Annotated in this window: 23 protein-coding genes; 13 read left to right on the forward strand and 10 right to left on the reverse strand. The window is 60.5% G+C overall.

The genetic code is table 11. The features are described 5' to 3' along the window. Positions 1-5 precede the first annotated feature (5 nt). Positions 6-1,661, forward strand: a complete 1,656-nt coding sequence (locus tag AC1DYF_RS18640) for a putative bifunctional diguanylate cyclase/phosphodiesterase (protein WP_477878243.1) — start codon at positions 6-8, stop codon at positions 1,659-1,661. A gap of 69 nt (positions 1,662-1,730) precedes the next feature. Then, a complete protein-coding gene (locus tag AC1DYF_RS18645; protein ID WP_477878244.1) occupies positions 1,731-2,129 on the forward strand; it encodes a nuclear transport factor 2 family protein in 399 nt (132 codons plus the stop codon). Between the two features lie 11 nt (positions 2,130-2,140). Here the strand turns inward: AC1DYF_RS18645 and AC1DYF_RS18650 are convergent, their stop codons facing one another. Beyond that, positions 2,141-3,247, reverse strand: coding sequence for a CobW family GTP-binding protein (locus AC1DYF_RS18650; RefSeq protein ID WP_477878245.1), 1,107 nt, complete (start codon positions 3,245-3,247; stop codon positions 2,141-2,143). Beyond that, positions 3,247-4,359: a D-alanyl-D-alanine carboxypeptidase family protein gene (locus tag AC1DYF_RS18655; protein ID WP_477878307.1), complete on the reverse strand. Its 1,113-nt coding sequence runs from the start codon at positions 4,357-4,359 to the stop codon at positions 3,247-3,249. The genes AC1DYF_RS18650 and AC1DYF_RS18655 overlap by 1 nt, the downstream gene beginning before the upstream one ends. Before the next feature lie 147 nt (positions 4,360-4,506). Here AC1DYF_RS18655 and AC1DYF_RS18660 point away from each other — a divergent pair, with 147 nt between their 5' ends. The 4 genes from AC1DYF_RS18660 (at position 4,507) to melA (ending at position 8,855) form a co-directional block, all read left to right on the forward strand. Then, positions 4,507-5,676, forward strand: a complete 1,170-nt coding sequence (locus tag AC1DYF_RS18660) for a M20 aminoacylase family protein (RefSeq protein WP_477878246.1) — start codon at positions 4,507-4,509, stop codon at positions 5,674-5,676. Between the two features lie 117 nt (positions 5,677-5,793). Continuing rightward, positions 5,794-7,023 carry an AGE family epimerase/isomerase gene (locus AC1DYF_RS18665; protein ID WP_477878247.1) on the forward strand — a complete coding sequence of 410 codons (1,230 nt, stop codon included), beginning with the start codon at positions 5,794-5,796 and terminating at the stop codon, positions 7,021-7,023. 2 nt (positions 7,024-7,025) lie between these two features. Beyond that, positions 7,026-7,367, forward strand: a complete 342-nt coding sequence (locus tag AC1DYF_RS18670; protein ID WP_477878248.1) for a low molecular weight protein tyrosine phosphatase family protein — start codon at positions 7,026-7,028, stop codon at positions 7,365-7,367. Between the two features lie 138 nt (positions 7,368-7,505). Beyond that, positions 7,506-8,855, forward strand: coding sequence for an alpha-galactosidase (melA, locus tag AC1DYF_RS18675; RefSeq protein WP_477878249.1), 1,350 nt, complete (start codon positions 7,506-7,508; stop codon positions 8,853-8,855). 29 nt (positions 8,856-8,884) lie between these two features. Here melA and AC1DYF_RS18680 read toward each other — a convergent pair whose 3' ends face one another. The 6 genes from AC1DYF_RS18680 to AC1DYF_RS18705 form a co-directional block, all read right to left on the reverse strand. After that, positions 8,885-10,093, reverse strand: a complete 1,209-nt coding sequence (locus AC1DYF_RS18680) for a divergent polysaccharide deacetylase family protein (RefSeq protein WP_477878250.1) — start codon at positions 10,091-10,093, stop codon at positions 8,885-8,887. A 105-nt stretch (positions 10,094-10,198) separates the two neighbouring features. Beyond that, the gene (locus tag AC1DYF_RS18685; protein WP_477878251.1) at positions 10,199-11,545 is read right to left on the reverse strand and encodes a S41 family peptidase; all 1,347 of its coding nucleotides are present in this window, start codon (positions 11,543-11,545) and stop codon (positions 10,199-10,201) included. Next, positions 11,535-12,866, reverse strand: coding sequence for a murein hydrolase activator EnvC family protein (locus AC1DYF_RS18690; RefSeq protein ID WP_477878252.1), 1,332 nt, complete (start codon positions 12,864-12,866; stop codon positions 11,535-11,537). Before AC1DYF_RS18690 ends, AC1DYF_RS18685 begins: the two co-directional genes overlap by 11 nt. A 154-nt stretch (positions 12,867-13,020) precedes the next feature. After that, positions 13,021-13,503 carry a 23S rRNA (pseudouridine(1915)-N(3))-methyltransferase RlmH gene (rlmH, locus tag AC1DYF_RS18695; protein ID WP_477878253.1) on the reverse strand — a complete coding sequence of 161 codons (483 nt, stop codon included), beginning with the start codon at positions 13,501-13,503 and terminating at the stop codon, positions 13,021-13,023. 91 nt (positions 13,504-13,594) lie between these two features. After that, a complete protein-coding gene (gene rsfS / locus AC1DYF_RS18700; RefSeq protein ID WP_477878308.1) occupies positions 13,595-14,008 on the reverse strand; it encodes a ribosome silencing factor in 414 nt (137 codons plus the stop codon). A gap of 119 nt (positions 14,009-14,127) precedes the next feature. Beyond that, positions 14,128-15,342: a ubiquinone biosynthesis hydroxylase gene (locus tag AC1DYF_RS18705; protein ID WP_477878254.1), complete on the reverse strand. Its 1,215-nt coding sequence runs from the start codon at positions 15,340-15,342 to the stop codon at positions 14,128-14,130. An 88-nt stretch (positions 15,343-15,430) separates the two neighbouring features. Between AC1DYF_RS18705 and tesB the strand changes: the two genes are divergently transcribed. From tesB to AC1DYF_RS18735, 6 genes are all read left to right on the forward strand, one after another. Continuing rightward, positions 15,431-16,315 (forward strand): acyl-CoA thioesterase II, encoded by an 885-nt coding sequence (gene tesB / locus AC1DYF_RS18710; protein WP_477878255.1) that lies wholly within the window; start codon positions 15,431-15,433, stop codon positions 16,313-16,315. 234 nt (positions 16,316-16,549) lie between these two features. Continuing rightward, entirely contained in the window at positions 16,550-16,888 is a 339-nt protein-coding gene (locus AC1DYF_RS18715) for a P-II family nitrogen regulator (protein ID WP_477878256.1), read from the forward strand. Positions 16,889-16,919: 31 nt separating this feature from the next. Next, positions 16,920-18,347 (forward strand): ammonium transporter, encoded by a 1,428-nt coding sequence (locus AC1DYF_RS18720; RefSeq protein WP_477878257.1) that lies wholly within the window; start codon positions 16,920-16,922, stop codon positions 18,345-18,347. 466 nt (positions 18,348-18,813) lie between these two features. After that, complete coding sequence (fic, locus tag AC1DYF_RS18725; RefSeq protein ID WP_477878258.1) at positions 18,814-19,827, forward strand: protein adenylyltransferase Fic; 1,014 nt, start codon at positions 18,814-18,816, stop codon at positions 19,825-19,827. A 77-nt stretch (positions 19,828-19,904) separates the two neighbouring features. Further along, complete coding sequence (locus tag AC1DYF_RS18730) at positions 19,905-20,429, forward strand: RNA pyrophosphohydrolase (RefSeq protein ID WP_477878259.1); 525 nt, start codon at positions 19,905-19,907, stop codon at positions 20,427-20,429. A 119-nt stretch (positions 20,430-20,548) separates the two neighbouring features. Further along, a complete protein-coding gene (locus tag AC1DYF_RS18735; RefSeq protein ID WP_477878260.1) occupies positions 20,549-20,968 on the forward strand; it encodes a DoxX family protein in 420 nt (139 codons plus the stop codon). Positions 20,969-21,051: 83 nt separating this feature from the next. On the opposite strand, the gene bfr is transcribed toward AC1DYF_RS18735, so the two are convergent. Together bfr and AC1DYF_RS18745 are read right to left on the reverse strand one after the other, a co-directional pair. Next, positions 21,052-21,543 (reverse strand): bacterioferritin, encoded by a 492-nt coding sequence (gene bfr / locus AC1DYF_RS18740; RefSeq protein WP_477878261.1) that lies wholly within the window; start codon positions 21,541-21,543, stop codon positions 21,052-21,054. Between the two features lie 130 nt (positions 21,544-21,673). Beyond that, complete coding sequence (locus tag AC1DYF_RS18745; RefSeq protein ID WP_477878262.1) at positions 21,674-21,982, reverse strand: (2Fe-2S)-binding protein; 309 nt, start codon at positions 21,980-21,982, stop codon at positions 21,674-21,676. A 235-nt stretch (positions 21,983-22,217) separates the two neighbouring features. On the opposite strand from AC1DYF_RS18745, the gene AC1DYF_RS18750 reads away from it, so the two are divergent. Further along, a complete protein-coding gene (locus AC1DYF_RS18750) occupies positions 22,218-22,697 on the forward strand; it encodes an N-acetyltransferase family protein (protein ID WP_477878263.1) in 480 nt (159 codons plus the stop codon). Positions 22,698-22,703 lie beyond the last annotated feature (6 nt).

The raw sequence follows: 22,703 nt of genomic DNA on the forward strand, positions 1-22,703 counted from the left end.
CAGTCATGCGTAACGATGACGCGACTTTGGAACAGCATAAGACGGCACGCCGGTATTGGCTGCAGAACCTCCTGGTTCTCGGTCTAACCGTTTGTCTCTTCGTAGCGGCTGACCACTTCGATCTCTACGGCCGTCTGCGTCATGTCCTGCAGGAACCGAATTCCAGCTTGACCTTGAAGATGCGGTCCCTCGAACGTCAGGTTGAGTCCGCTCCTGCTTTGATCAATATCGATCGCTCCGGCGTTTTCGATTTCAATTCGCTGATGTCGCTGGGCCTGGTTGCCAGCCTCGGCCTTACGGTCTTCGCTTTCCTGCAATATGGCAGGTTGCGCACCGCCTTTGCCAGGCAGCGCGAGGCCGAGCACCAGTCCCGACAGCTTGCCATGCGTGACCAGTTGACCGGGCTTGCCAACCGCCGCAGTTTCGAGGAATTCGGCCAGCGCGTGATCTTCGAGCGGCCCGCCACGGAACACCGCGCCGTGTTTCTCGTCGATCTCGATCATTTCAAAGCCGTCAACGACGTCTACGGTCATCCCGCCGGCGACAGTGTGCTGGTGGACTATGCCCGCCGCATCGAAAGCCATTTCCCCGGCGGCATCGTTGCACGCTTCGGCGGCGACGAATTCGCCATGATCACCCCGCCGCTGAAGGACGAAGGCGAGGCGCTGCATTATGCGCGCTTCTGTCTGGCTGGCGTCAGCGAACCGTTCAAATACGGCAGCACCAACCTCGTTCTCGGCGCATCCGTCGGCGTCGCCATGATCGGCGACTTCGACTCCGTCGCTGAGGCGCTGCGCCGTGCCGACATCGCGCTCTACAAGGCCAAGCGCGCCGGCCGCCAGCAGATCGCCTTCTTCGAGGATACGCTCGAAAAAGTGATCAAGGAGCGCAATTGGCTTGAGACGGAACTGCGCCAGGCGCTCAAGGACGGCAGCATCGTCCCCTATTTCCAGCCGATCGTCGACCTTACCAGCCGCGACGTCCTGGGCTACGAAGCCCTGGCGCGCTGGAACCATCCCGAACGCGGCCCGATCAGCCCGGCGGAATTCATTCCCGTCGCCGAGGAATGCGGCATGATCAGCCAGCTCGGCGAATCCATCCTCATGCGCGCCGCCAGCGTCGCGCGCCATTGGCCGAGCCATGTCATGCTGTCGGTCAACCTGTCGCCGGTGCAGCTGCGCGACAAGGCGCTGTCCCGCAAACTGCTCGATATTCTTGCCGCCGCGGATTTCCCTGCCAGCCGCCTGGAGGTCGAAGTCACGGAGAACGCGCTGGTTTCCGATCTCGAGACCGCGCGCGATACGATCCGCCAGTTGCGCGCCGCCGGCATTTCGGTGGCGCTCGACGATTTCGGCACCGGCCATTCGACGCTCAACCATCTGCGCGTCTGCCGCTTCGACAAGCTCAAGATCGATCATTCTTTCGTGCAATCGCTGGCCGACAGCCGCGACAGCCGCGTCCTGGTCGACGCCATTCTGGCGCTGTCGCGCAATTTCGGCCTGCGCTGCACCGCGGAAGGCATTGAAAAGCTGAGCGACGTCGAACTGCTCTCCGGCTGGGGTTGCACCGAAGGCCAGGGCTATCTCTTCGGTCGACCGGCGGAGAAAACGTCGTTCGACGTCGATGTCCAGGCGGATGGAGAAGTTCGCCTGACAGCATAAATCAGCCTAGGATTGCGTTTCAGCGCTCCTCTGCTAGTCTTCTATAGTTGGGAGACAAGGGAGGCGGGCATGGACGACAAGACGGCGATTGCTGCGAAACTCGACAGGGCGAGCGACCTGATGTTCAACAGGGACAGCGCCATCGTCAATGAACTCTGGAGTGACGGCTTTCAACTGATTGGGTCGGAAGACGGCGAGACCGCATCCAGCCGTCAGGATCTTGAGGGCCTGGTAACCGCCCTTTTCTCGGCGTCCTTCCGGTTGCGCTGGTTCTGGGACAATAAATCGATCACCATCGATAACGATACAGCCTGGGTTTTTGCGCAGGGGCGTCTCGATTTCGTCTACCCTGACCGTACCATCCCGGTGGCCTACCGCCTCGTGGCGATCTTCAAGCGGGCAGGCAGCGACTGGGTTTGGCGGCTCTATAGCGGGTCCGAGCCCATTCCGCGCAGACCTCTGCAGTAGAGTCCAAGCCCTTATAGCCGCATTCCGGGGATCGCCAGCGGATTGTCCTCAAGCGCCTGCCGGTCCGGCCGGTCGATGCGTGGCGTGCCGGTAAATGCAKCGAAAAGGCTCTGGACGAAATCGCGCGGCAGGTCCTTGGTGATCAGCACCATCCGCGTGCGGCGATCTGTCGGATCCGGCCAGCGCGGCAGCCGTTCCGGCGCGTGGAACACCGATTGCACGCCGTGCAGCACGAGCGGCCGGTCCGGATCATCGGCCAGCGCCACCACCGCCTTCATCCTGAGCAGTTTCTCGCCATGCGCCGAACGCAGGAGATCGACGAACATGGCAAGCGCCGCCGGGTCGATCGGCCGGTCATGCACGATGCTGAAGGAGTCGATATCATCATGATGGTGATGATGGTCATGCCCCTCATGATCATGGTCGTGATGATGATCATGCTCGGCTTGATCATGCAGCCAGCGCTGCACGTCGGCGATCTTGGTCGCCGGATCATAGAGCCCGGCCGACAGCGTGACGAACGCACTTGCGCGCTCGGAATCGCCGTCGATCACCTCGGCCAATGGATTGAGACGCCGGAGCCGCGATGCCAGCGCGGCAATCTGCTCCGCACTCGCCAGCCGCTTCTTGCTCATGATCAGCCGGTCAGCGACGGCGGCCTGGCGGCGTGCCTCCTCATGATTGTCGAGCGTCGACAATCCATTGACCGCATCGACAAGCGTGATCACGCCATCGACGGAAAAATCCAGCGAAATCTGGGGGTGGCCGATGATCGATTGGATGACCGGCGCCGGATCGGCAAGACCGGTCGTTTCGATCACCACCCGCTTCAGCGCCTTGATGCGGCCGTCGGCCAGCCGCTCGCTGAAATCAGCGAGCGTGTCGGTCAACTCGCCCCGTACGGTGCAGCAGAGGCAGCCGTTGGAGAGTTCCACCAGCGAATCGCCGGATGACTCGACCAGCAGATGATCGATGCCGACCTCGCCGAATTCGTTGATGATCACGGCCGTGTCGGCCATGGCCGGATCCTTGAGCAGCCGGTTGAGCAGCGTCGACTTGCCGGCGCCGAGAAAGCCGGTCAGGATCGAGACCGGAATGCGTTCAGCCGGGCGTGCCATCAGTTGACCGGGCGCGGCTCAGGGATCGGGATATACTGGGTCTGGCCACCTGTGTCGCCCTGGCCCGCGTCATCCTCATCGACGACAGTCTTGCCCGCAGGCGTGATGGTGATCAGCGCCACGTTGAGCGGATGATCGATCGGCAGCGAGAAAGGTGAAACGGTCTTCGAACCGTCCGCATCGTCATTGGCTTCGGAGCGGACCTTCTTGCCCTTCTTCTTGCAGATCTGCTGGCTGACATCGGCGACGACGTCACGTGTCGCGCCATAGGGCGGCAGTTTGGCGAGCTGCGGCATTTTCGAGGTCTCGTCCGTTGCCATGCCCTTTTCGAGCAAAGCCGCGGACATATCCGAGCGGCCGATCAGCGTATCGGCGCCGAGCACCACCGACAGCATGGTGTGGCCGTTGCGGGTCGCCGTCGAGATCTGATTGTAGCCGGAGGCGCAGATGAAGCCGGTTTTCATACCGTCAGCACCGGCGAAACGGCCGATCAGCTTGTTGTAATTGCCGTATTGGCGTTTGCCGATCTTGATGCCTTCGAGCGAGAAATAGCCGGCATATTGCGGAAATTCGCGGCGCAGTGCCATGACCAGCACTGCGAGATCGCGCGCGCTGGTATATTGCCCGTCGCCCGGCAGGCCGTTGGGATTGATGAAATGCGTCGAGAACATGCCGAGGCGTACCGCTTCGGTGTTCATCATATTGACGAAAGTCGGCATGTCGCCACCGAGATTCTCGGCAATAGCATAGGCGATATCATTGGCCGACTTGGTCAGCATCGCCTTCAGCGCATCGTCGAGCGTCATGGAATCGCCGGGCTTGAGATAGAGTTTCGACGCCGGTTGTCCAGCCGACTCCTTGCTCATCACGATCCGGGTCGCAAGCGTGATCTTGCCGGATCGGAGCAGGTCGAACGTGGTATAGGTGACCATCAGCTTGGTCAGCGACGCCGGATACCAGCGCTGGAACGCCTGATCATGTTCAATGACCTTGCCCGTCGTCACGTCGACCAGGATATGGGGGCCGGCAATCGTCTGGGCCGCGATTCCGAGGGTGAGCGCCACGCCCAGCACCACCGTCGCCGCCGTTCTGCCCGCATGCCGCAAAATCATTCTCATCGGGTCAACCGCCTCAAACCAGTCATGGAAGAAAATCTTTACCGGCCCCTATTTAGCCTATATGGCAAGGAAATGGCAGACGCTTTTTATCCACGCCATTGTTTTCCGTCTGTCAGACCGCATGAATGAAGGTGCCAGACGATGCCGATCCTGAACCGCGCCAGCGAAATGCATGACGAGATCACCGCCTGGCGCCGCGAACTTCACCAGATGCCGGAAATCCTGTTCGATACCGTGAAGACGGCGGCTTTCGTCGAGAAAAAGCTCCGGGAATTCGGCGTTGACGACGTGGTCACCGGCCTCGGCCGCACCGGCGTGGTCGGCGTCATCCGTGGCGCCAATGGCCCTGGCCCAGCCATCGGGCTGCGCGCCGACATGGATGCGCTGCCGCTGACCGAGACCTCCGGCAAGGCCTGGGCCTCGAAGACCGCCGGCAAGATGCATGCCTGCGGCCATGACGGCCATACCGCCATGTTGCTCGGCGCCGCCAAATATCTGGCGGAAACGCGTAGTTTCGCCGGCACGATCGTCGTCATCTTCCAGCCGGCCGAAGAGGGCGGCGGCGGCGGCCGGGAAATGGTGCGCGACGGACTGATGGACCGGTTCGGGATTTCCGAAGTCTACGGCATGCACAACATGCCGGGCATCGCCATCGGCGCATTCGCCACCCGCAGCGGCCCGATCATGGCCGCGACAGATGAATTTTCGATCAGCGTCCGCGGCCGCTCCAGCCATGCCGCCATGCCCAATCGCGGCATCGACCCGGTGCTGATCGCCGCCCACATCATCACCTCGCTGCAGTCGATCGTCTCGCGCGTCTCCGACCCCTTCGATTCGACGGTCGTGTCTGTCACCAAGATGCAGGGCGGAACGGCCAGCAATGTCATCCCCGACGTCGCCACGCTTGCCGGCACGATCCGCACGCTCAGGCCCGAATCGCGCGACTCAGCCCGGGCACAGATGACCAGGATTGCGGAGGGCATTGCCGCAGCGCATGGCGCCGAGGCGACCGTCTCTCATCATGCCGGCTATCCTGTGACCGTCAACCATCCCGGCCAAACCGAGGCAGCCGTCGGTGTCGCCAACGACATCGTGGGTGCTAGCCAGGTCAATCCGGCAACGACGCCCACCATGGGCGGCGAGGATTTCTCCTATATGCTCAATGCGCGGCCGGGCAATTTCATCTTCATCGGCAATGGCGACACGCCGGGACTGCACAATACCGGCTATGATTTCAACGACGAGATCATTCCCTATGGCGTCTCCTACTGGGTGCGCCTCGCCGAGACGCGCCTCGCGCAGATCGCCTGATATTTTCCGCCGGGCATTTCTGTTTTCTCAGGGTCACGGAAATGCCCTCGCTATTGTTTCATGCAATTCCTGAAGCCGCTTTGCGCTGGTCCGGAATTGCCCAGAGGAGGACCGCCCGTGACCGCTCAAAGCTGGCTCAACCTGCCGACCCATCGCGACTGGCTGCGTGGCGAGGCCACCAAGCTGTTCGATTATTTCCAGTGGCGCTCGATCAATCCCAGGGGCGGCTTCTTCGAATTTCACGATGACGGCCGGCCGATCAATGCGGAAAACCCGGTACGCGGCATTCATGCGACGGCGCGCATGGTCCACTGCATGGCCATCGGCCACCTGCTCGGCCGTCCCGGCTGCGCCGACCTGATCGACCACGGCATGGCCTATCTCTGGAACGTGCATCGCGACCAGAAGCGCGGCGGCTATTTCTGGCAGGTCAACAATGAAGGCTCAATCGATGGCATGAAGCAGGGTTATGGCCATGCTTTCGTGCTGCTCGCCGCCTCCTCCGCAGCGCTGGTCGGCCACCCGGCGGCGGAAGCGATGCTGACCGACGTCACCGAGATCATCGAGCACAAATTCTGGGAAGAAGATCATGGCGCCATCGCCGAGGAATTCCAGGCCGATTGGTCGCCGGTGCCAGGTTATCGCGGCCAGAATTCCAACATGCACCTGACCGAGGCATTGATGGCCGCCTACGAGGCCACCGACGACGACTTTTACCTCAACAAAGCCGAACGGATCGCCGACCTGATCATCAACCGCAAAGCCCGCGAAACCGGCTTCCGCGTCGGTGAACATTTCGACGAGAACTGGAACTTGCTCAAGGATTACAAAGGCAACGAGATGTTCCGCCCGTCGGGCACGACGCCGGGCCATTGGCTGGAATGGGCGCGGCTTATCCTGCAGCTTTACGCGCTCGGCGACCGCAAGCAGGACTGGATGCCAGGTGCGGCGCAGGCGCTGTTCGCGCAATCCATGGCGCTCGGCTGGGACAATGACAAGGGCGCTTTTTTCTATACGCTCGATTGGAACGATGTCCCGGCCAAGCGCTCGAAAATCTGGTGGCCAATGGCGGAGGGCATCGGTGCTGCCGCCTTCCTCATCAACCATGTGCCCTCCGACATGCATGAGCAAAGTTACCGGCTGATCTGGAACACGATCGCCAATAACTTCCTCGACCGCGGCAGGGGCGGCTGGCACGAGGAACTGAGCGAAGACCTGAAGCCGGCGCACACGCTCTTCGCTGGCAAGGCCGATATCTACCATGCGCTGCAGGCCTGCCTGATCCCGCTTTATCCCTCGGACGGTTCGCTGACCAAGGGCATCATGGATGAACAACAGGGCGGCTGAACATGCTGGCGGCGCCAAGATATCAAAAGCTGCTGTTCATCTGCAGCCAGAACAGGCTGCGCAGCCCGACGGCGGAACAGGTGTTCTCGCAATATGACGGCGTCGAAGCCCTGTCGGCGGGCACCAACAACGATGCGAATACGCCGCTCGACGGAGACCTGATCGACTGGGCGGATGTCATTTTCGTTATGGAGAAAAGCCATCTTAACAAGGTTCGCGGGAAATTTCGCTCGCGGATCGGCAGTAAACGCATTGTTTGCCTCGATATTCCCGACGATTACGAATTCATGGACCCGGGGCTGATCCGTCTGCTGGAAGCGCGTGTCAACCGATATCTGCGTTAGGCGAATTTCTTCTCAGCGTGGTCGCAAGCAGCTGAGCACGATTTTACCATCATAAGCACAAGCTTCCTCTTAACGCCTGATACTGCAGGCATTATCACCTTGATCCAATAAATCATCATCCTCCAGAGGAAGCACGAAATGGCACGTGATCCCAAAATCACCTTCATCGGCGCCGGCTCGACCGTGTTCATGAAAAACATCGTCGGCGATATATTGCAGCGTCCCGCGCTTGCCGGCGCAACGATCGCCCTGATGGATATCAACGCCGAACGGCTGGAAGAAAGCGAGATCGTCGCCCGCAAGCTGGTGTCGACGCTCAACGCTACCGCCAAGGTCGAGACCTATACGGACCAGCGCAAGGCGCTGGAAAATGCCGACTTCGTCGTCGTCGCCTTCCAGATCGGCGGCTACGAGCCCTGCACGGTCACCGATTTCGATGTGCCGAAGCAATACGGCCTGCGCCAGACGATCGCCGATACCCTCGGCATCGGCGGCATCATGCGGGGCCTGAGAACCGTGCCGCATCTCTGGAAGATTTGCGAGGACATCCGCGCCGTCTGCCCGAACGCGATCATGCTGCAATATGTCAACCCGATGGCGATCAACACCTGGGCGATCGCGGAAAAATACCCCGATATCAAGCAGGTCGGTCTCTGCCATTCGGTGCAGGGCACGGCGATGGAACTCGCCCACGACCTCGATATTCCCTATAACGAAATCCGCTATCGCGCCGCCGGCATCAACCATATGGCCTTCTATCTCAATTTCGAACACCGGCAGCCGGATGGTTCCTACAAGAACCTCTACCCGGATCTGGTGCGCGGCTACCGCGAAGGCAGGGCGCCGAAACCCGGCTGGAACCCGCGCTGCCCCAACAAGGTGCGCTATGAAATGCTGACCCGGCTCGGCTATTTCGTCACCGAGAGTTCCGAGCATTTCGCCGAATATACGCCTTGGTTCATCAAGGATGGCCGCGACGACCTGATCGAAAAATTCGGCATTCCGCTCGATGAATATCCGAAGCGCTGCATCGAGCAGGTCGAGCGCTGGAAAAGCCAGGCAGAAGCCTTCCGCAGTGCCGACAAGATCGAGGTTTCCAACAGCAAGGAATATGCTTCGGAAATCATCAACTCGGTCTGGACCGGCACGCCTTCGGTCATCTACGGCAACATCCGCAACAACGGCTGCATCACCTCGCTGCCGCAAAACTGCGCGGCCGAAGTGCCTTGCCTCGTCGACCACAACGGCATCCAGCCAACCTTCATCGGCGACCTGCCGGTGCAGCTCACCGCGCTGATCCGCACCAATGTCAATGTCCAGGAACTGACGGTGGCGGCGATGATGACCGAGAACCGCGAGCACATCTATCACGCCGCGATGATGGACCCGCATACCGGCGCCGAGCTTGATCTCGACCAGATCTGGAAGCTCACCGACGACCTGCTCAGGGCGCATGGCCAATGGCTGCCCGAATGGGCGCGGATCTGATCAGACAGAAGTGAAGCCGGAGTGACCAGTCACTTCGGCACTTCAGCCAGTGCCGAAATCCCAACAATTTCAATTCCACGGCCGCCAGCGGCCTTGGCCCATTCGGCCACGGCATCGACCGTTTCGTCGAAGCCCGAGGCAACGCCGACAGCCTTGCCTTTGCTGAGCGCAATGCGTTCGAGCGCGTCGAGCTTCTTCAGGATCGCGTCCTTCTTGACCTCGTTATCCAGCACCACATCGGCGAAGGCCTGCGGCATGTTATAGGCCTTGGCATAGGTCGCGGTCAGCGATTGCGCCGCCGAACCATCGTCGAGGAAGAGCAGGCCGCGCTTGCCGATGTCGCTCATGATCGGCTCCAGTGCATTCGGGTCCGAGAGCAGCTTGCCGCCGAGATAGTTCATCACGCCGGTATAATTGGTCATCTTGGCCATAGACTCATGCAAGAGCTCGATATTCTTGTCCGGCGAATTGCCATGCGTCAGCGTCAGCGGCCCGGGATCGTTGTTTGGGTAATCGAACGGCTCCATCGGCACTTGCAGCAGGATTTCATGGCCGCCGCGGCGCGCCACCGGCATCCAGCGCCCCAGCGAATTGCCATTGGCGGCAAAAGCCAGCGTGATCTCCTCCGGCAGAAGTTTCAGCGCCCGCTGCGTGCCGGTCTGGCTGAGCCCAAGCCCGCCGATGATGATGGCAATGCGCGGCCCCTTGGCACCTGACCAAGGCCGGGCATAGCGGTCGACCGGCCGCGTGCCGTCAGCCGAGACGGTCGGCAGCTGGCCTTCGGCGGCGGTCTCGATCAGGTTCTCGTCCGGCAGCGCCGCCGTCTTCAGGTCCTGAGGGCCATTGGCATTGGCGTCGATGATCAGCGGACCATCCTTGCTGCGGTCGCGCGGCGTGATCTTGGTGACGATCGAGCCGTCATCCATCACCTGCCGCTCGACATTGGCGCCATCGAGCGGCTTGGTGCGCTTGAGCCTGTCCGCTTGTGTCGGGTCGGATTGTGTCGGATCGGCCTGGGCGAGTTTGGTATCAGCAGGTTTGTCAGCCGGCTTCTTTGAGACGTCAGCCAGTTCCGGCTTCTGGAAATGATCGGCCGGGCGCAGCAACGGATAGGCAGAGACACCGGCAAGACAAAGCACGACGACAACTGCCAGCAAACGGCCAAATGTGAAAAACGGCCGACGCTGGCGCGGTGGCCTTCTGTCCTGCCCGAGCGGCGAATGAATGCCGGAATTCAAGGGTGTCCGCCCGCCCTCTCAAATGGTTTCGGCGCATTTGACGGGATCGCCTTCCCGGAATCGAAAGCGGCGGAGCCAAAACTCCGCCGCTTTGCAATAAACGCCTTACTTGGTCGTTTCGGCCTTCTTCTGCTCGACAGCGACGGCCTTGCTCTGATCCGGCGGGAAGGCCGGGTCCTTCTTCAGGCCGCGCAGCAGGTCAAGCGCATAGTGCAGCTGGACGTCGTCCTTCGGATCCGGCGGCACATAGGCAGCCGAGCCCGAACCATCGGTCGTCTCGTTGGCGCCCTTGATATGACCGGCGAGCGAGGATTCGGCCGCCTTCTCGATCTTGCCCTGCAGTTCCGCCGGGATCGGCTCATCGACCTTGACATCCGGCGTAATGCCGATGCCCTGGATCGACCGGCCCGACGGCGTGTAGTAGAGCGCCGTGGTCAGGCGCAATGCGCCGTTGTCGCCAAGCGGGATGATCGTCTGCACCGAGCCCTTGCCGAACGAACGCGTGCCGAGGATGGTCGCGCGCTTCAGATCCTGCAACGCGCCGGAGACGATTTCCGAAGCCGAGGCCGAACCGCCATTGATCAGCACGATCACCGGCTTGCCGTTGATCAGATCGCCTTCGGTCGCCGAGAAGCGACGGGTCTCGCTTTCGATACGGCCGCGGGTCGACACGATCTCACCCTTGTTGAGGAAGGCGTCGGAGACATTGATCGCCTGGTCGAGCAGGCCGCCCGGATTGAGGCGCAGGTCGAGCACATAGCCTTTCAGCTTGTCGTTCGGCACCTGGCTCTGGATCTTCTCGATGCCCTTCTTCAGGTCGTCATAGGTCTTTTCGGTGAAGGAGATGATACGGAGATAACCGACATCGCCCTCGACACGCACCTTGACCGCCTGCACGGCAATGATGTCGCGCTTGATGGTGAATTCGAGCGGCTTGTCGGCGCCCTTGCGCAGGATGGTCAGCCTGATCGGCTGGCCGACATCGCCGCGCATCTTGTCGACAGCATCTTCCAGCTTCAGGCCGCGCACATCGACACCATCGATCTTGGAGATCAGGTCGCCGGCCAGCACGCCGGCCTTGGCGGCGGGCGTGTCGTCGATCGGGGTGATGACCTTGACGAGGTCGTTTTCCATCGTCACTTCGATACCGAGACCGCCGAATTCGCCGCGCGTCTGCGTGCGCATGTCGTCGGCATCCTTGGCATTCATGTAGCTCGAATGCGGGTCAAGCGAGGAGAGCATGCCGCTGATGGCGCTCTCGATCAGCTTCTGCTCGTCAGGCGGCGTCACATACTGGGCGCGAACCCGCTCGAAAACCTCACCGAAAACGCTGAGCTCTTTATAGGTCGATGAGCCGGCTGCCTCGGCCGGCAGGCCGGCGGAGTAGACTCCGACCATCGCGGTCGAGCCCAGGAGGGCGCCCAGCAGCACCAGTGAAGTCTTACGTAGCATTTCGCGCCTTTCCAAGATTTTTCGCGGACCACCAGGGCAACGAATCGACCGGTTTTCCGTCCTTTCGGAACTCTATGTATAGTGTCGGTCGGTCCGTGACTATATTCACCGCGGCCGCACTTGCAATTCTCTTTTCACCCATCTGGCCGATCGGTTCGCCCGCGACGACGAATTGACCCTGCCGGGCTGTTACCGCATCCATGCCGGAGAGGACAATATGATAGTTCTCCCCCACATTCATGATCACCATCTGGCCGTAGCTGCGGAATGGTCCGGCGAACATGATCCAGCCATCGGCCGGCGCCGTCACCACCAATCCCTGGCCGGCTGCAACCGTCAGACCCTGTGCCGGATGGCCGGTTCCATCGTCATCACCAAAAAACCGCAAGACGTCGCCGGCAACCGGCAGGTCCAATTTGGCCTTCATGACCGAGAACGGATATGCGGGCGCAATGCGGTTTTTGTCGGGCAGGTTGGTCTCGGCGTCGCGCCTGGCCTGTTCCAACTCGGCCGGTGACATGTTCTGGCGCTTGATATCCTCGAGTTTTGAAGCCTCTGCGGCTTGCCGGGTCGAGGCGATGTCCTTCTCCATCGACGAGATCAAATTTTCGAGAGATGTGGCGCGCGACGCCAGTTCGGCGGTGCGCTGCTTCTCGTTTTCGAGCTCGGCCTTGTTGCGTGTCGAGAGCTTGTCGTTCTCGTCGATCAGCCGCGACATGCGGTTTTCTTCCTCGAGCGCCGAGGCCATGGTCGTCACATAGTTCTGGCGCTCGCTGGCGATCTGGCTCTTGACGTCACGCAGCGATTTCAGGTCAGCGGCAAGCTTGTCCGTCTCGCCACGAATGCCCGGCACCACGGCGCCGAGCAGAATCGCGCTGCGGACGGACGACAGCGCATCATCGGGGGTGACCAGCAGCGCCGGCGGCGGATTGCGGCCCATGCGCTGCAATGCGGCCAGCACTTCGGCGAGCAGGCCGCGCCGCTCATGCAGCGACGCTTTGACCTTGGCCTCCTGGCCTTCGAGGTCCTTCAGCTTGGCTTCTGTTGCGAGCGTCTGGCGCTCAAGCTCCTTGCGCTTGGACGCGGAGTCGACCAGCGCCTCGCGCAGCCCGGCCGTGGTCTTTTCAATGCCGGCTATGCTGGCTTCCAGGGATTCGGAATGTGCCTTGGCCTCGGCGATCGACTTGGCGACGTCGCGCAATTCGCTCTCGGTAGCCGTGCGCTTGACGTTGAGCACGCTTTGCTGGTCAACGGGCGTGGTGCTGGCCGGCGTAGCCTCCTCGGACAATGACCGAACGGGCAGCAGACAGGCCGCCGCCATGCACGCTGCCAGCAATGTCTTGTTCGTCGATCTACGCAAACCCTGCCGCACCGCGCCTCGAGAATCCGCGCATGTTAAGCTGATTTGCTTCAGATGGCCAAATAATTCGGCAATTGCGTGTCGGAAACACCGTCGGGGCCGGATTTATTGGCGGTCAAACACGATGATAAGGGTGCCCCGATAAGATCGTCACCGCCCGATAAAGCTGCTCCGCCAGCATCACCCGCACCATCTGGTGCGGCCAGGTCATTTTTCCGAAGGACAGCACATGGACCGCCAGGCCATGCAGTGCCGGATCGAGACCATCAGGTCCACCGATCGCCACGATCACCTCGCGCTTTCCCGCGTCGCGAATGCCGCCGAGGAGATCGGCGAAGGTGGGACTGTCGAGCGCCTTGCCCCGCTCGTCGAGCAGGATCAGCTGCGCGCCGTCTGCAAGCAGCTTTTCCAGCGCCGCCGCTTCCTCGCGCTTGCGCGTCTCCGCGTTCCCGGCACGGCTTTCATTGATTTCAGTGAGTTTTCCGAATTCGAGGCCAATTGCGGGGCCAGCCTTGGCGAAGCGGTCAAGGTAGCGCTCTGCCAGGTCTCTTTCAGGGCCGGATTTCAACCTGCCCACTGCGAATAGCGAAATCCGCATGGCTTTCTTCCGACCAAAATTTCCTTCGCGGAAGAACGAAGCTTCCGCAATTCATCAGCCCTGTCGACGCCGCTGGGGCGGCAGCCGAAGACTAGTGCAACGTCTCTTCCTCGASATCCGGCGCGGCCCACATCTTTTCGATGTTGTAGAACTCGCGGATTTCGGGACGGAAGACATGCACGATCACGTCGCCCGCATCGATCAGGATCCAGTCGCCGGCTTCCAGTCCTTCGACGCGGATCGGGCCGATGGCTTCGGCCTTGAGATCGTCGATCAGGTGTTCGGCGATGGCCGTCACATGACGGTTCGAGCGTCCGGACACGACCACCATGTAGTCGCCCAGCGCGGATTTACCCGTGATGTTGATGGGTGTGACATTCTCTGCTTTCGAGTCTTCGAGGCTTTCGAGGACCAGCTTGAGAGCGATGGCCGCAGCATCGTTACCGCGCTCCATGCTCCGGGAGTAGGTGTGTGGCACCACTCCTTTCGCGTGCACTGTTGTCAGAGGACTTCCTTTCTATCGAACAGAACAAGCACCGGACCGACGCAGCCCGGATAGATAAAGATAGTCATCAAACCTTAAAACTTTCAAGACACGGGTCTTAACCAATTTAAATACTTAGCTCAGGGCAGTGTGCCGTCGAGCAATTTGGGATTGCCGGCTTGCCCGACACCGGCCGCCTGCTTGATGAAAAAGCTCTTCAGCGCCGGCATTCGCTCGACCAGGCCGAGACCGAAATCGCGCGCCACGCGGATCGGGGTAATATCGTTCGAAAACAGCCGGTTGAGCACATCCGTCGTCACGCCCATGCGGAATGTGTCGAAGCGCCGCCAGGACTGATAGCGTTCGAGCACGTCGAGCGCGCCGATATCCATGCCGAGCCGGTCGGCGTCGATCACGGTCTCGGCCAAAGCGGCGACATCCTTGAAGCCGAGATTGAGGCCCTGGCCCGAGATTGGGTGGATGCCATGCGCCGAATCACCCGCAAGCGCGAACCGCTCGGCGACGAAACCGCGCGCCAAAGTCAGGCCAAGCGGGAAGGCACGCCGACCGCCGGCGATGCGGATCGTGCCGAGCTTGTGGCCGAAACGCCGCTCCAGTTCTTCCTCGAACACCAGGTCGTCGGAGCGTACGAGACGCTCGGCATCCTGGCTGCGCTCGGTCCAGACTAGCGACGAGCGATTGTTCCTGAGCGGCAGGATGGCGAACGGGCCTGCGGGCAGGAAATGCTCTTCGGCAACGCCATTGTGCGGCCGCTCATGCGCCACCGTCGTGACGATGCCGGACTGGCCATAGTCGAAATTGACTGTCTTGATGCCGGCGATATCGCGCAGCTTCGATTTGACGCCGTCGCAGGCGACCAAAAGCCGCGCCTCGACCGTTTCGCCATTCGACAGCTTTGCCTCGACCGAGGCCGGCTTGTTGCTGAACGTGTCCACCGTCGTCGCCGACCTGACATCGACGCCCAATTCGACGGCAAGCTTCAACAGCGGCCCGACCATGGCCGGGTTCGGCACCATATGCGCAAACGGCTCGCCCGCCGCGACATCGCCGTCGAAGGTGAGAAACACCGGCCGCACCGGATCGGCGGTGCGCGAATCGGTGATGATCATGCTGGTGATCGGCTGCGCCTCCGGCAGGATCTCGTCCCAGACCCCGAGTGCCGTCAGCATGCGGCTTGCCGCCGCGGCGATTGCCGAGGCGCGCTGGTCCTTCTGCCAGCTGCCCTCGGGTGCAGCGTCGACGACCGTGATCGTCAGGTGCGGCGCTGCCTTCTTGATCGACACCGCCACGGAAAGGCCGACATATCCACCACCGGCGACCAGGATATCGAGCATCGGGTGTACCTTTCTTTCGTCTTGCTGACGGTCTCTTACGGAGTATAGAGGATCACATCGCCTGATGAAACCGCCGGAGCCTGCCAAAATGTCGCCAGCACGCAACACTCTCTCCGAGATGGAACATCTGGTGGCGATCCTCGATCTCGAAAAGATCGAGGAGAATATTTATCGCGGGCTGAGCCCCGATGTCGGCTGGCAGCGGATTTTCGGCGGCCTGGTGATCTCGCAGGCGCTGGTCGCCGCCAACCGGACGGTGGCGGAGGACCGCTATGTGCATTCGTTGCACAGTTATTTCCTACGCCCCGGCGATCCCGCCGTGCCGATCCTTTACGAGGTCGACCGCATCCGCGACGGATCGAGCTTCACCACCCGCCGTGTCGTGGCGATCCAGCACGGCAAGGCGATCTTCTCGCTCTCCGCCTCCTTCCAGGTCGACGAACCCGGCCTGGAACATCAGGCTGATATGCCCGACGTGCCGCTGCCGCAGGATCTGCCCGATCCCGAAAGCCTCTACGAGCAATATCTCAAGGACGCGCCCGAGCACATCAAGCGCTTCTGGATCCGAGAACGGCCGTTCGAGATCATTCCGCTGTCGATGGATCACTATCTATCCAACAAGGCGCTGCCGCCGAAGCAGAGCATCTGGATCAAGGCCAATGGCAAAGTGCCGGAGGATCGCCCGTTCCAGGCCGCGTTCCTCGGCTATCTCTCGGACATGACGCTGCTCGACACCGCACTTTTTCCCCATGGTCTGTCGGTCTTCGACCGCTCCATCCAAGGCGCCAGCCTCGACCATTCCATGTGGTTCCATCATCCCGATCCGCTAGACGACTGGCTGCTCTACACCACCGACAGCCCCTTCTCCGGCGGTGCCCGCGGGCTGTCGCGCGGCAGCATCTTCAATCGTGCCGGCCGCCTGATCGCGTCCACGGCGCAGGAGGGGCTGATCCGGAAACGGGCAAATGATTAATTGACGTGCAAAATTTAAAAACAGCCTATTTTTTATGCAAATGATTTTGAATCAACTGCCCGTTTTTTAGCGCTTTTCGTAATTAGCGTTAAATTTCAGTAACTTACTATCAGGCACCGAATCTGGCACGGCCTTTGTATAGCAAGGGGCGGTCACGGGAGGGTGCGCAGACATCCCGCGATTACGGAGAGGCGGCCCGCCGCCCGAGTTGTTCGTCAAAGGATGGGAAACCAGATGAAAATTGTCATGGCCATTATCAAGCCGTTCAAGCTGGACGAGGTGCGCGAAGCCCTCACGGCGGTCGGCATCCAGGGCCTGACCGTGACCGAGGTGAAGGGTTACGGCCGGCAGAAGGGGCACACCGAAATCTATCGCGGTACGGAATATGCGGTCAGCTTCCTGCCGAAGCTGAAAATCGAAGTCGGCGTTCCCAGCGAACTGGTCGACAAGGCCGTCGAGGCCATCGCCACCTCCGCCAAGACCGGTCAGATCGGCGACGGCAAGATCTTTGTCTACTCGATTGACCATGCCGTGCGCATCCGCACCGGCGAAACCGATTCCGAAGCGCTCTGACGGTCGCACATTTGCAGGGGAGTTTTACCTGATGTCACTATCCAAACTTACAACGAAGCTCAGCACCGCCTGGCTCGGCCTGGGCATGGCGCTGGCGCCGGCTATCGCCTTCGCGCAGACGACCACGGCACCGGCCGCGACGCCCGCCGCGCCGGCCATGACCATGGACAAGGGCGACAATACCTGGATGCTGGTCTCGTCGGCGCTTGTGCTGCTGATGACGGTTCCAGGCCTGGCACTGTTCTACGGCGGCTTGGTGCGTACGAAGAACATGCTGTCGGTCCTCATGCAGGTCCTGATGATCGCGGCGGTCGTGGCGCTGATCTGGATCGTCTACGGCTATTCGCTGGCCTTCACCAATGGCGGTGGCCTCAACAACTTCGTCGGCGGCCTGTCCAAGGCCTTCCTCATGGGCGTCGACACGTCGTCACTGTCGGAAACGTTCTCCAAGGGCGTCGCCATTCCTGAACTGACCTTCATCATCTTCCAGATGACCTTCGCCTGCATCACGCCCGGCCTGATCGTCGGCGCGGTGGCCGAACGCATCAAGTTCTCGGCGATGATTCTGTTCGCTGTCCTCTGGGTCACGGTCGTCTATTTCCCGGTCGCACACATGGTGTGGTTCTGGGGCGGTCCGAGCGCCTACAAGGATCCGGCCGGCCTGATCTATGCGTTCGGCGCGATCGACTTCGCCGGCGGCACCGTCGTCCATATCAATTCCGGTATTGCCGGTCTGGTCGGCGCCCTCTACCTCGGCAAGCGCATTGGCTACAAGAAGGAGATCATGGCGCCGCATTCGATGACGCTGACCATGGTTGGCGCCTCGCTCCTGTGGGTCGGCTGGTTCGGTTTCAACGCCGGTTCCAACCTGGAAGCCAACGCCTATGCCTCGCTCGCTTTCATCAACACCTTCGTCGCCACTGCGGCGGCCGCCGTCTCGTGGTGTGTCGTGGAAGCGCTGCATCGCGGCAAGGCTTCGATGCTGGGTGGAGCATCGGGCATGGTCGCCGGTCTCGTGGCCATCACCCCGGCTGCCGGCTTTGCCGGTCCGGTCGGTTCGATCGCCCTTGGTCTTCTCGTCTCGCCGATCTGCTACTTCTTCGTCGGCGCGGTGAAGAACAAGTTCGAATATGATGACGCGCTCGACGTCTTCGGCGTGCACTGCATCGGCGGCATCTTCGGCGCTCTGATGACCGGCATCCTGGTGAACCCCGCGCTCGGCGGCGCCGGCATTGTCGACTATTCGACGGCCAACTTCGCTGCCACCTACCCGGGCACCGGCGCCCAGGTTTGGGCCCAGCTCAAGGGCGTCGTCGTCACGCTGCTCTGGTCGGGCATTGGTTCGGCAATCCTCTGGAAGGTCGTCGACCTGATCGTCGGTCTCCGTGTGTCGCCGGAAGCCGAACGCGAAGGTCTGGACCTCTCGGCCCACGGCGAAGCCGCCTATCACAACTCATAAGGAATTGCGACGCTATCGCGCCGCCAACATTCCCGGCGCGGCCTATGGAAATATGCCGCCTTTGGCCCGAAGCACCCGCTTCGGGCCTTTTTATATTGGCGACCGATTCGTATGATATTGTTTCTCTGACGCTCGGAGCCATGTGTCGATGGCGATGGATCTGACGTGCAAGAACAGGAAAATCACCGGAAATTTGCAGTCGCCCTGCACCAGCTTTACTGTTTTGGTGCGGGTCAAGGCCAAGCCCGTGATCCGGATTGTAAGACGGTCTGCCCATCCTTGCTCCAAGCCTCATATGTCGATAGAATTGAATTCTGTCGACACGTCATGCCGACATGTCGTCATCATCGACATATCGAAACATGTCGATAAATGAGGAAAACCTCGACATGTCATTCAGGCCCGACCGTCCCTACAACGACTTGCCTCTTCTACCCCCGCAGCGGATATAGAATCCAAGGCGATTTTGAAGGCCTGTATCGAAGCGCGCGCTGCGATCGCTGCGTTGAAGATTGCTGGCCAATTAATTCCGAACCAAGCCGTGCTGATCAATTCCATCCCACTTCTCGAAGCCCAGGCGAGCTCCGAGATCGAAAACATTGTCACGACGGCAGACCGTTTGTTCCGATTCGCCAATGAAGGAGCTCAAGCTGACCCCGCGACAAAGGAAGCCTTGCGGTACCGTACGGCGCTAAATCGGGGCTTCCATTCGCTCAAGGAACGGCCAGTTTCCACGACGACAGCAGTCGATATCTGCCGCACGATCAAGGGCGTGGACCTCGATATTCGGGCAACGCCTGGGACGGCGTTGATGAATGAGGCGATGGGCACGATCATCTACACCCCACCCGAAGGTCAGGCACTGCTACGGGATAAACTCTCAAACTGGGAGCGCTTCATTCACGAGGCCGAAGAATTCGATCCTCTCATTCGGCTTGCGGTCATGCATTACCAGTTCGAGGCAATCCATCCGTTTATCGATGGCAACGGCCGTACCGGACGTGTCCTCAATCTGTTGTATCTTGTCGACAAAGGCCTGCTGGAAATTCCGGTCCTCTATCTCAGCCGCCACATCATTCGCAACAAGCAAACCTATTATCAACGGTTGCTCGCGGTCACTGCCGAGGGTGCTTGGGAAGCATGGATCCTCTTTATGCTCGAGGCAGTTCGTGCAACGGCTGAATGGTCGACGGCGAAAATCCGTGCAATCCGCGACCTTCTCGATCGGACAGCGTCGCGTCTGCGGCAGGATGCATCCAAAATCCATTCCCGCGAACTGGTCGAAGTAATCTTCGTCAATCCTTATTGCCGGATCGGCGACCTCGTTTCATCCGGAATTGCCCAACGGCAGGCGGCGTCGACCTATCTCAAGACCCTTGTCGGTCTGAAAGTGCTCAACGAGGTCAAAGCAGGGCGAGAAAATCTCTACATCAACCCCGCTCTCCTTGCATTGCTGTCGGATCGCACTGAGGGTGTATAGTTTGCCATAAGAATTTGGTACGGCAGAGCTTGCGGCTCGCCCATTGGCGATCGCCGTGGAATTGTCTGGAGAGATGCATGAGCAACAAGATCAAGGCCGAGGACCTGCCCTATCGCCCCTGTGTCGGCGTCATGGTGCTGAACAGAGACGGGCTCGTCTGGGCCGGACGGCGCACATCGATCGACAACAGCGAATATGACGGTTCGATCAAGATGTGGCAGATGCCGCAGGGCGGCATCGACAAGGGCGAGGATCCCGAAGCCGCCGCCTGGCGCGAACTCTACGAAGAGACCGGGATGAAAAGTGTGAGCCTGATCGCCCAGGCGAAGGAGTGGTTCAACTACGACCTGCCGGAACATCTGATCGGCATCGGCCTCAAGGGCAAATATCGCGGCCAGACCCAGGCCTGGTTCGCCTTCCGCTTCGAGGGCGACGAATCCGAGATCGCCATTAACCCGCCGCCGGACGGCCATCCCGTGGAATTCGAGGAATGGGCCTGGACGAGGATGGAAGAATTGCCGGAGCGCGTCGTCGAATTCAAGCGCGGCGTCTACGACAAGGTGGTGGCCGAATTCGCCCATCTTTCAGGCGTAAAGTCCTGAATTAAAACGCTTCTAAGCTCACGGAAATCTTACCGATCGTGAACGTTCGCGCCATGACAACGGCGCGAGCCGCCGCTATGACGCTCCTGGGAGGAGGGTGAAATCAAATGGAGCCGACAATGAACATCTCGACCGCCCTCGACCCCTATAAGCCCTATATCCTCAGCATCACCCGCATCATGACCGGCCTACTCCTCTTGGCGCATGGCACATCCAAGCATCTCGGCTTTCCGATCGCCGATCATCTGCCGCCGGCCGGCTCACTGCCTTGGGTCGCCGGCTGGTTCGAACTGGTCTGCGGTTTCCTGATCGCCATCGGCCTGCTGACGCGGCCCGCCGCCTTCGTCGCCTCGGGCATGTGCGCCTTCGCCTTCTTCATCGCGCATTTCCCGAAAAGCTTCTTCCCGGTGGTCAACGGTGGCGATGCCGCCGTGCTCTACTGCTTCATTTTTCTCTATTTCGTCTTCGCCGGCGCTGGCCCATTGAGCATTGATGCCCTGTTCGGCAATCGCGCAGCCGGATCGCTCAAGACCGCTTAAGTGATTTCATCTGCTGGCACTCTGCCTAGAAAAAAGCCCTCGCCCGTTGCCGGACGAGGGCTTTTTTCGCGATGGCGCGAAACTCAGTGGCCTTCGGCTTCGTCGGCGGAGTCAGCATTCAGCTGGCCATACTTGCCCTCGCCAAGCTTGCGCAGCAGGTCGAGCTGGGTTTCGAGGAAGTCGATATGGCCTTCCTCGTCCGTCAACAGATCCTCGAACAGATTCATCGACACATAGTCGCCGGCATTGTGACAGAAATCGCGGGCGGCCTTGTAGGCGGCGCGGGCGTCATATTCGCCGTGGAGGTCGGCTTCGAGCACTTCCTTGACGTTCTGGCCGATGCGCAGCGGCGCCACGGTCTGCAGGTTCGGATGGCCTTCGAGGAAGATGATGCGCTGGATCAGCCGATCGGCATGATGCATCTCCTCGATCGATTCGGCGCGCTCTTTCTTGGCGAGCTTGGTGAAGCCCCAGTCTTCGAGCAGGCGGTAATGCACCCAGTACTGGTTGACGGCACCGAGTTCGAGAAAGACGGCGTGGTTGAGCTGTTCGATGACCTTCGGGTCGCCCTTCATCTGGATACTCCTGGCTGGCGTTTTGCTGGCGGATAAAAACAGGATCGATAGACAAAGTCGAGAGGGCTTTGGCGATGAATCCAGAGGATAAGCGGGGAAGATGCCTCAGCGCCGCAAAGGCCGGCCGAAATCACGCAGCCTGTATGCCGCGCCGGCGTTCAAGGATCGCCGCCTTCTGCTCGGCCTGGAAGCGCTTCAGGCGCTCCATGAAATCAACCACTTCGAGCCCTTCGGATTGGCGCCGGGCGTGGTATTCCTCAGTGGTCTTGACGATGATGTCGACGACATTCGGAAAGCAGCCACAGCAGCGGCCGCGCTTCTGCATGGCATGATAGACCTTGCCCGGCACGATCAACTGCCAACAGTCCTGATCGAGGAGCGAAATGATCGTCTCCCTGATGTCCTTGTCGGTGATAACGTTGCAGCTGCATACCATCATGGCCGGAAAACCCGAACGAAGCACTCAATATTTCATGCTTCACCTTTAATCAAAAGACGACTGCCTGTGTCAAGATATACGTTGTCGCAGTTCTGCAAAAATTCGACCGGCCAAGGCCGGTTTTCGTGAGGGCTTTCTTTCATTGGCTTTTGCCGAGCCGCGTTGACAAGCCGGCCTGCTCTGCGCATGAACCATCTGGCGATTGAATTGCCCGAAGTCCACGCAAGGTTCCCCCATGACACTGACTGTCCGCGAAGCCGTTCCCGACGATGTGGCCGATATTCTTCACTTCATTCGCGAATTGGCGATCTACGAGAAGGCCGAACACGAGGTCGAAGCGACAGTCGAGTCACTGACCGCATCGATCTTTGGCGAGAACTCTGTGACGCGTGCGCTGATCTGCGAGGAGGATGGCGCCGCACTCGGCTTTGCCGTCTGGTTCTTCAACTATTCGACCTGGCAGGCAAAGAACGGCCTCTATCTCGAAGACCTCTATGTCACGACGTCCGCCCGCAGCCGCGGCGTCGGCAAAGCCTTGCTCAAGCGGTTGGCAGCGATTGCCGTCGAAGCTGGCTGCGGCCGCTTCGAATGGAGCGTGCTCGACTGGAACGAACCGGCAATCCGGGTCTATGAGGCGATCGGCGCAGAGCCGATGAGCGAATGGACGCGGTACCGATTGAGCGGCGAGAAGCTCAAGGCGTTTGCGCAGGGCTGAGCGGGC

Source organism: Rhizobium sp. P2_G9 (assembly GCF_056403475.1).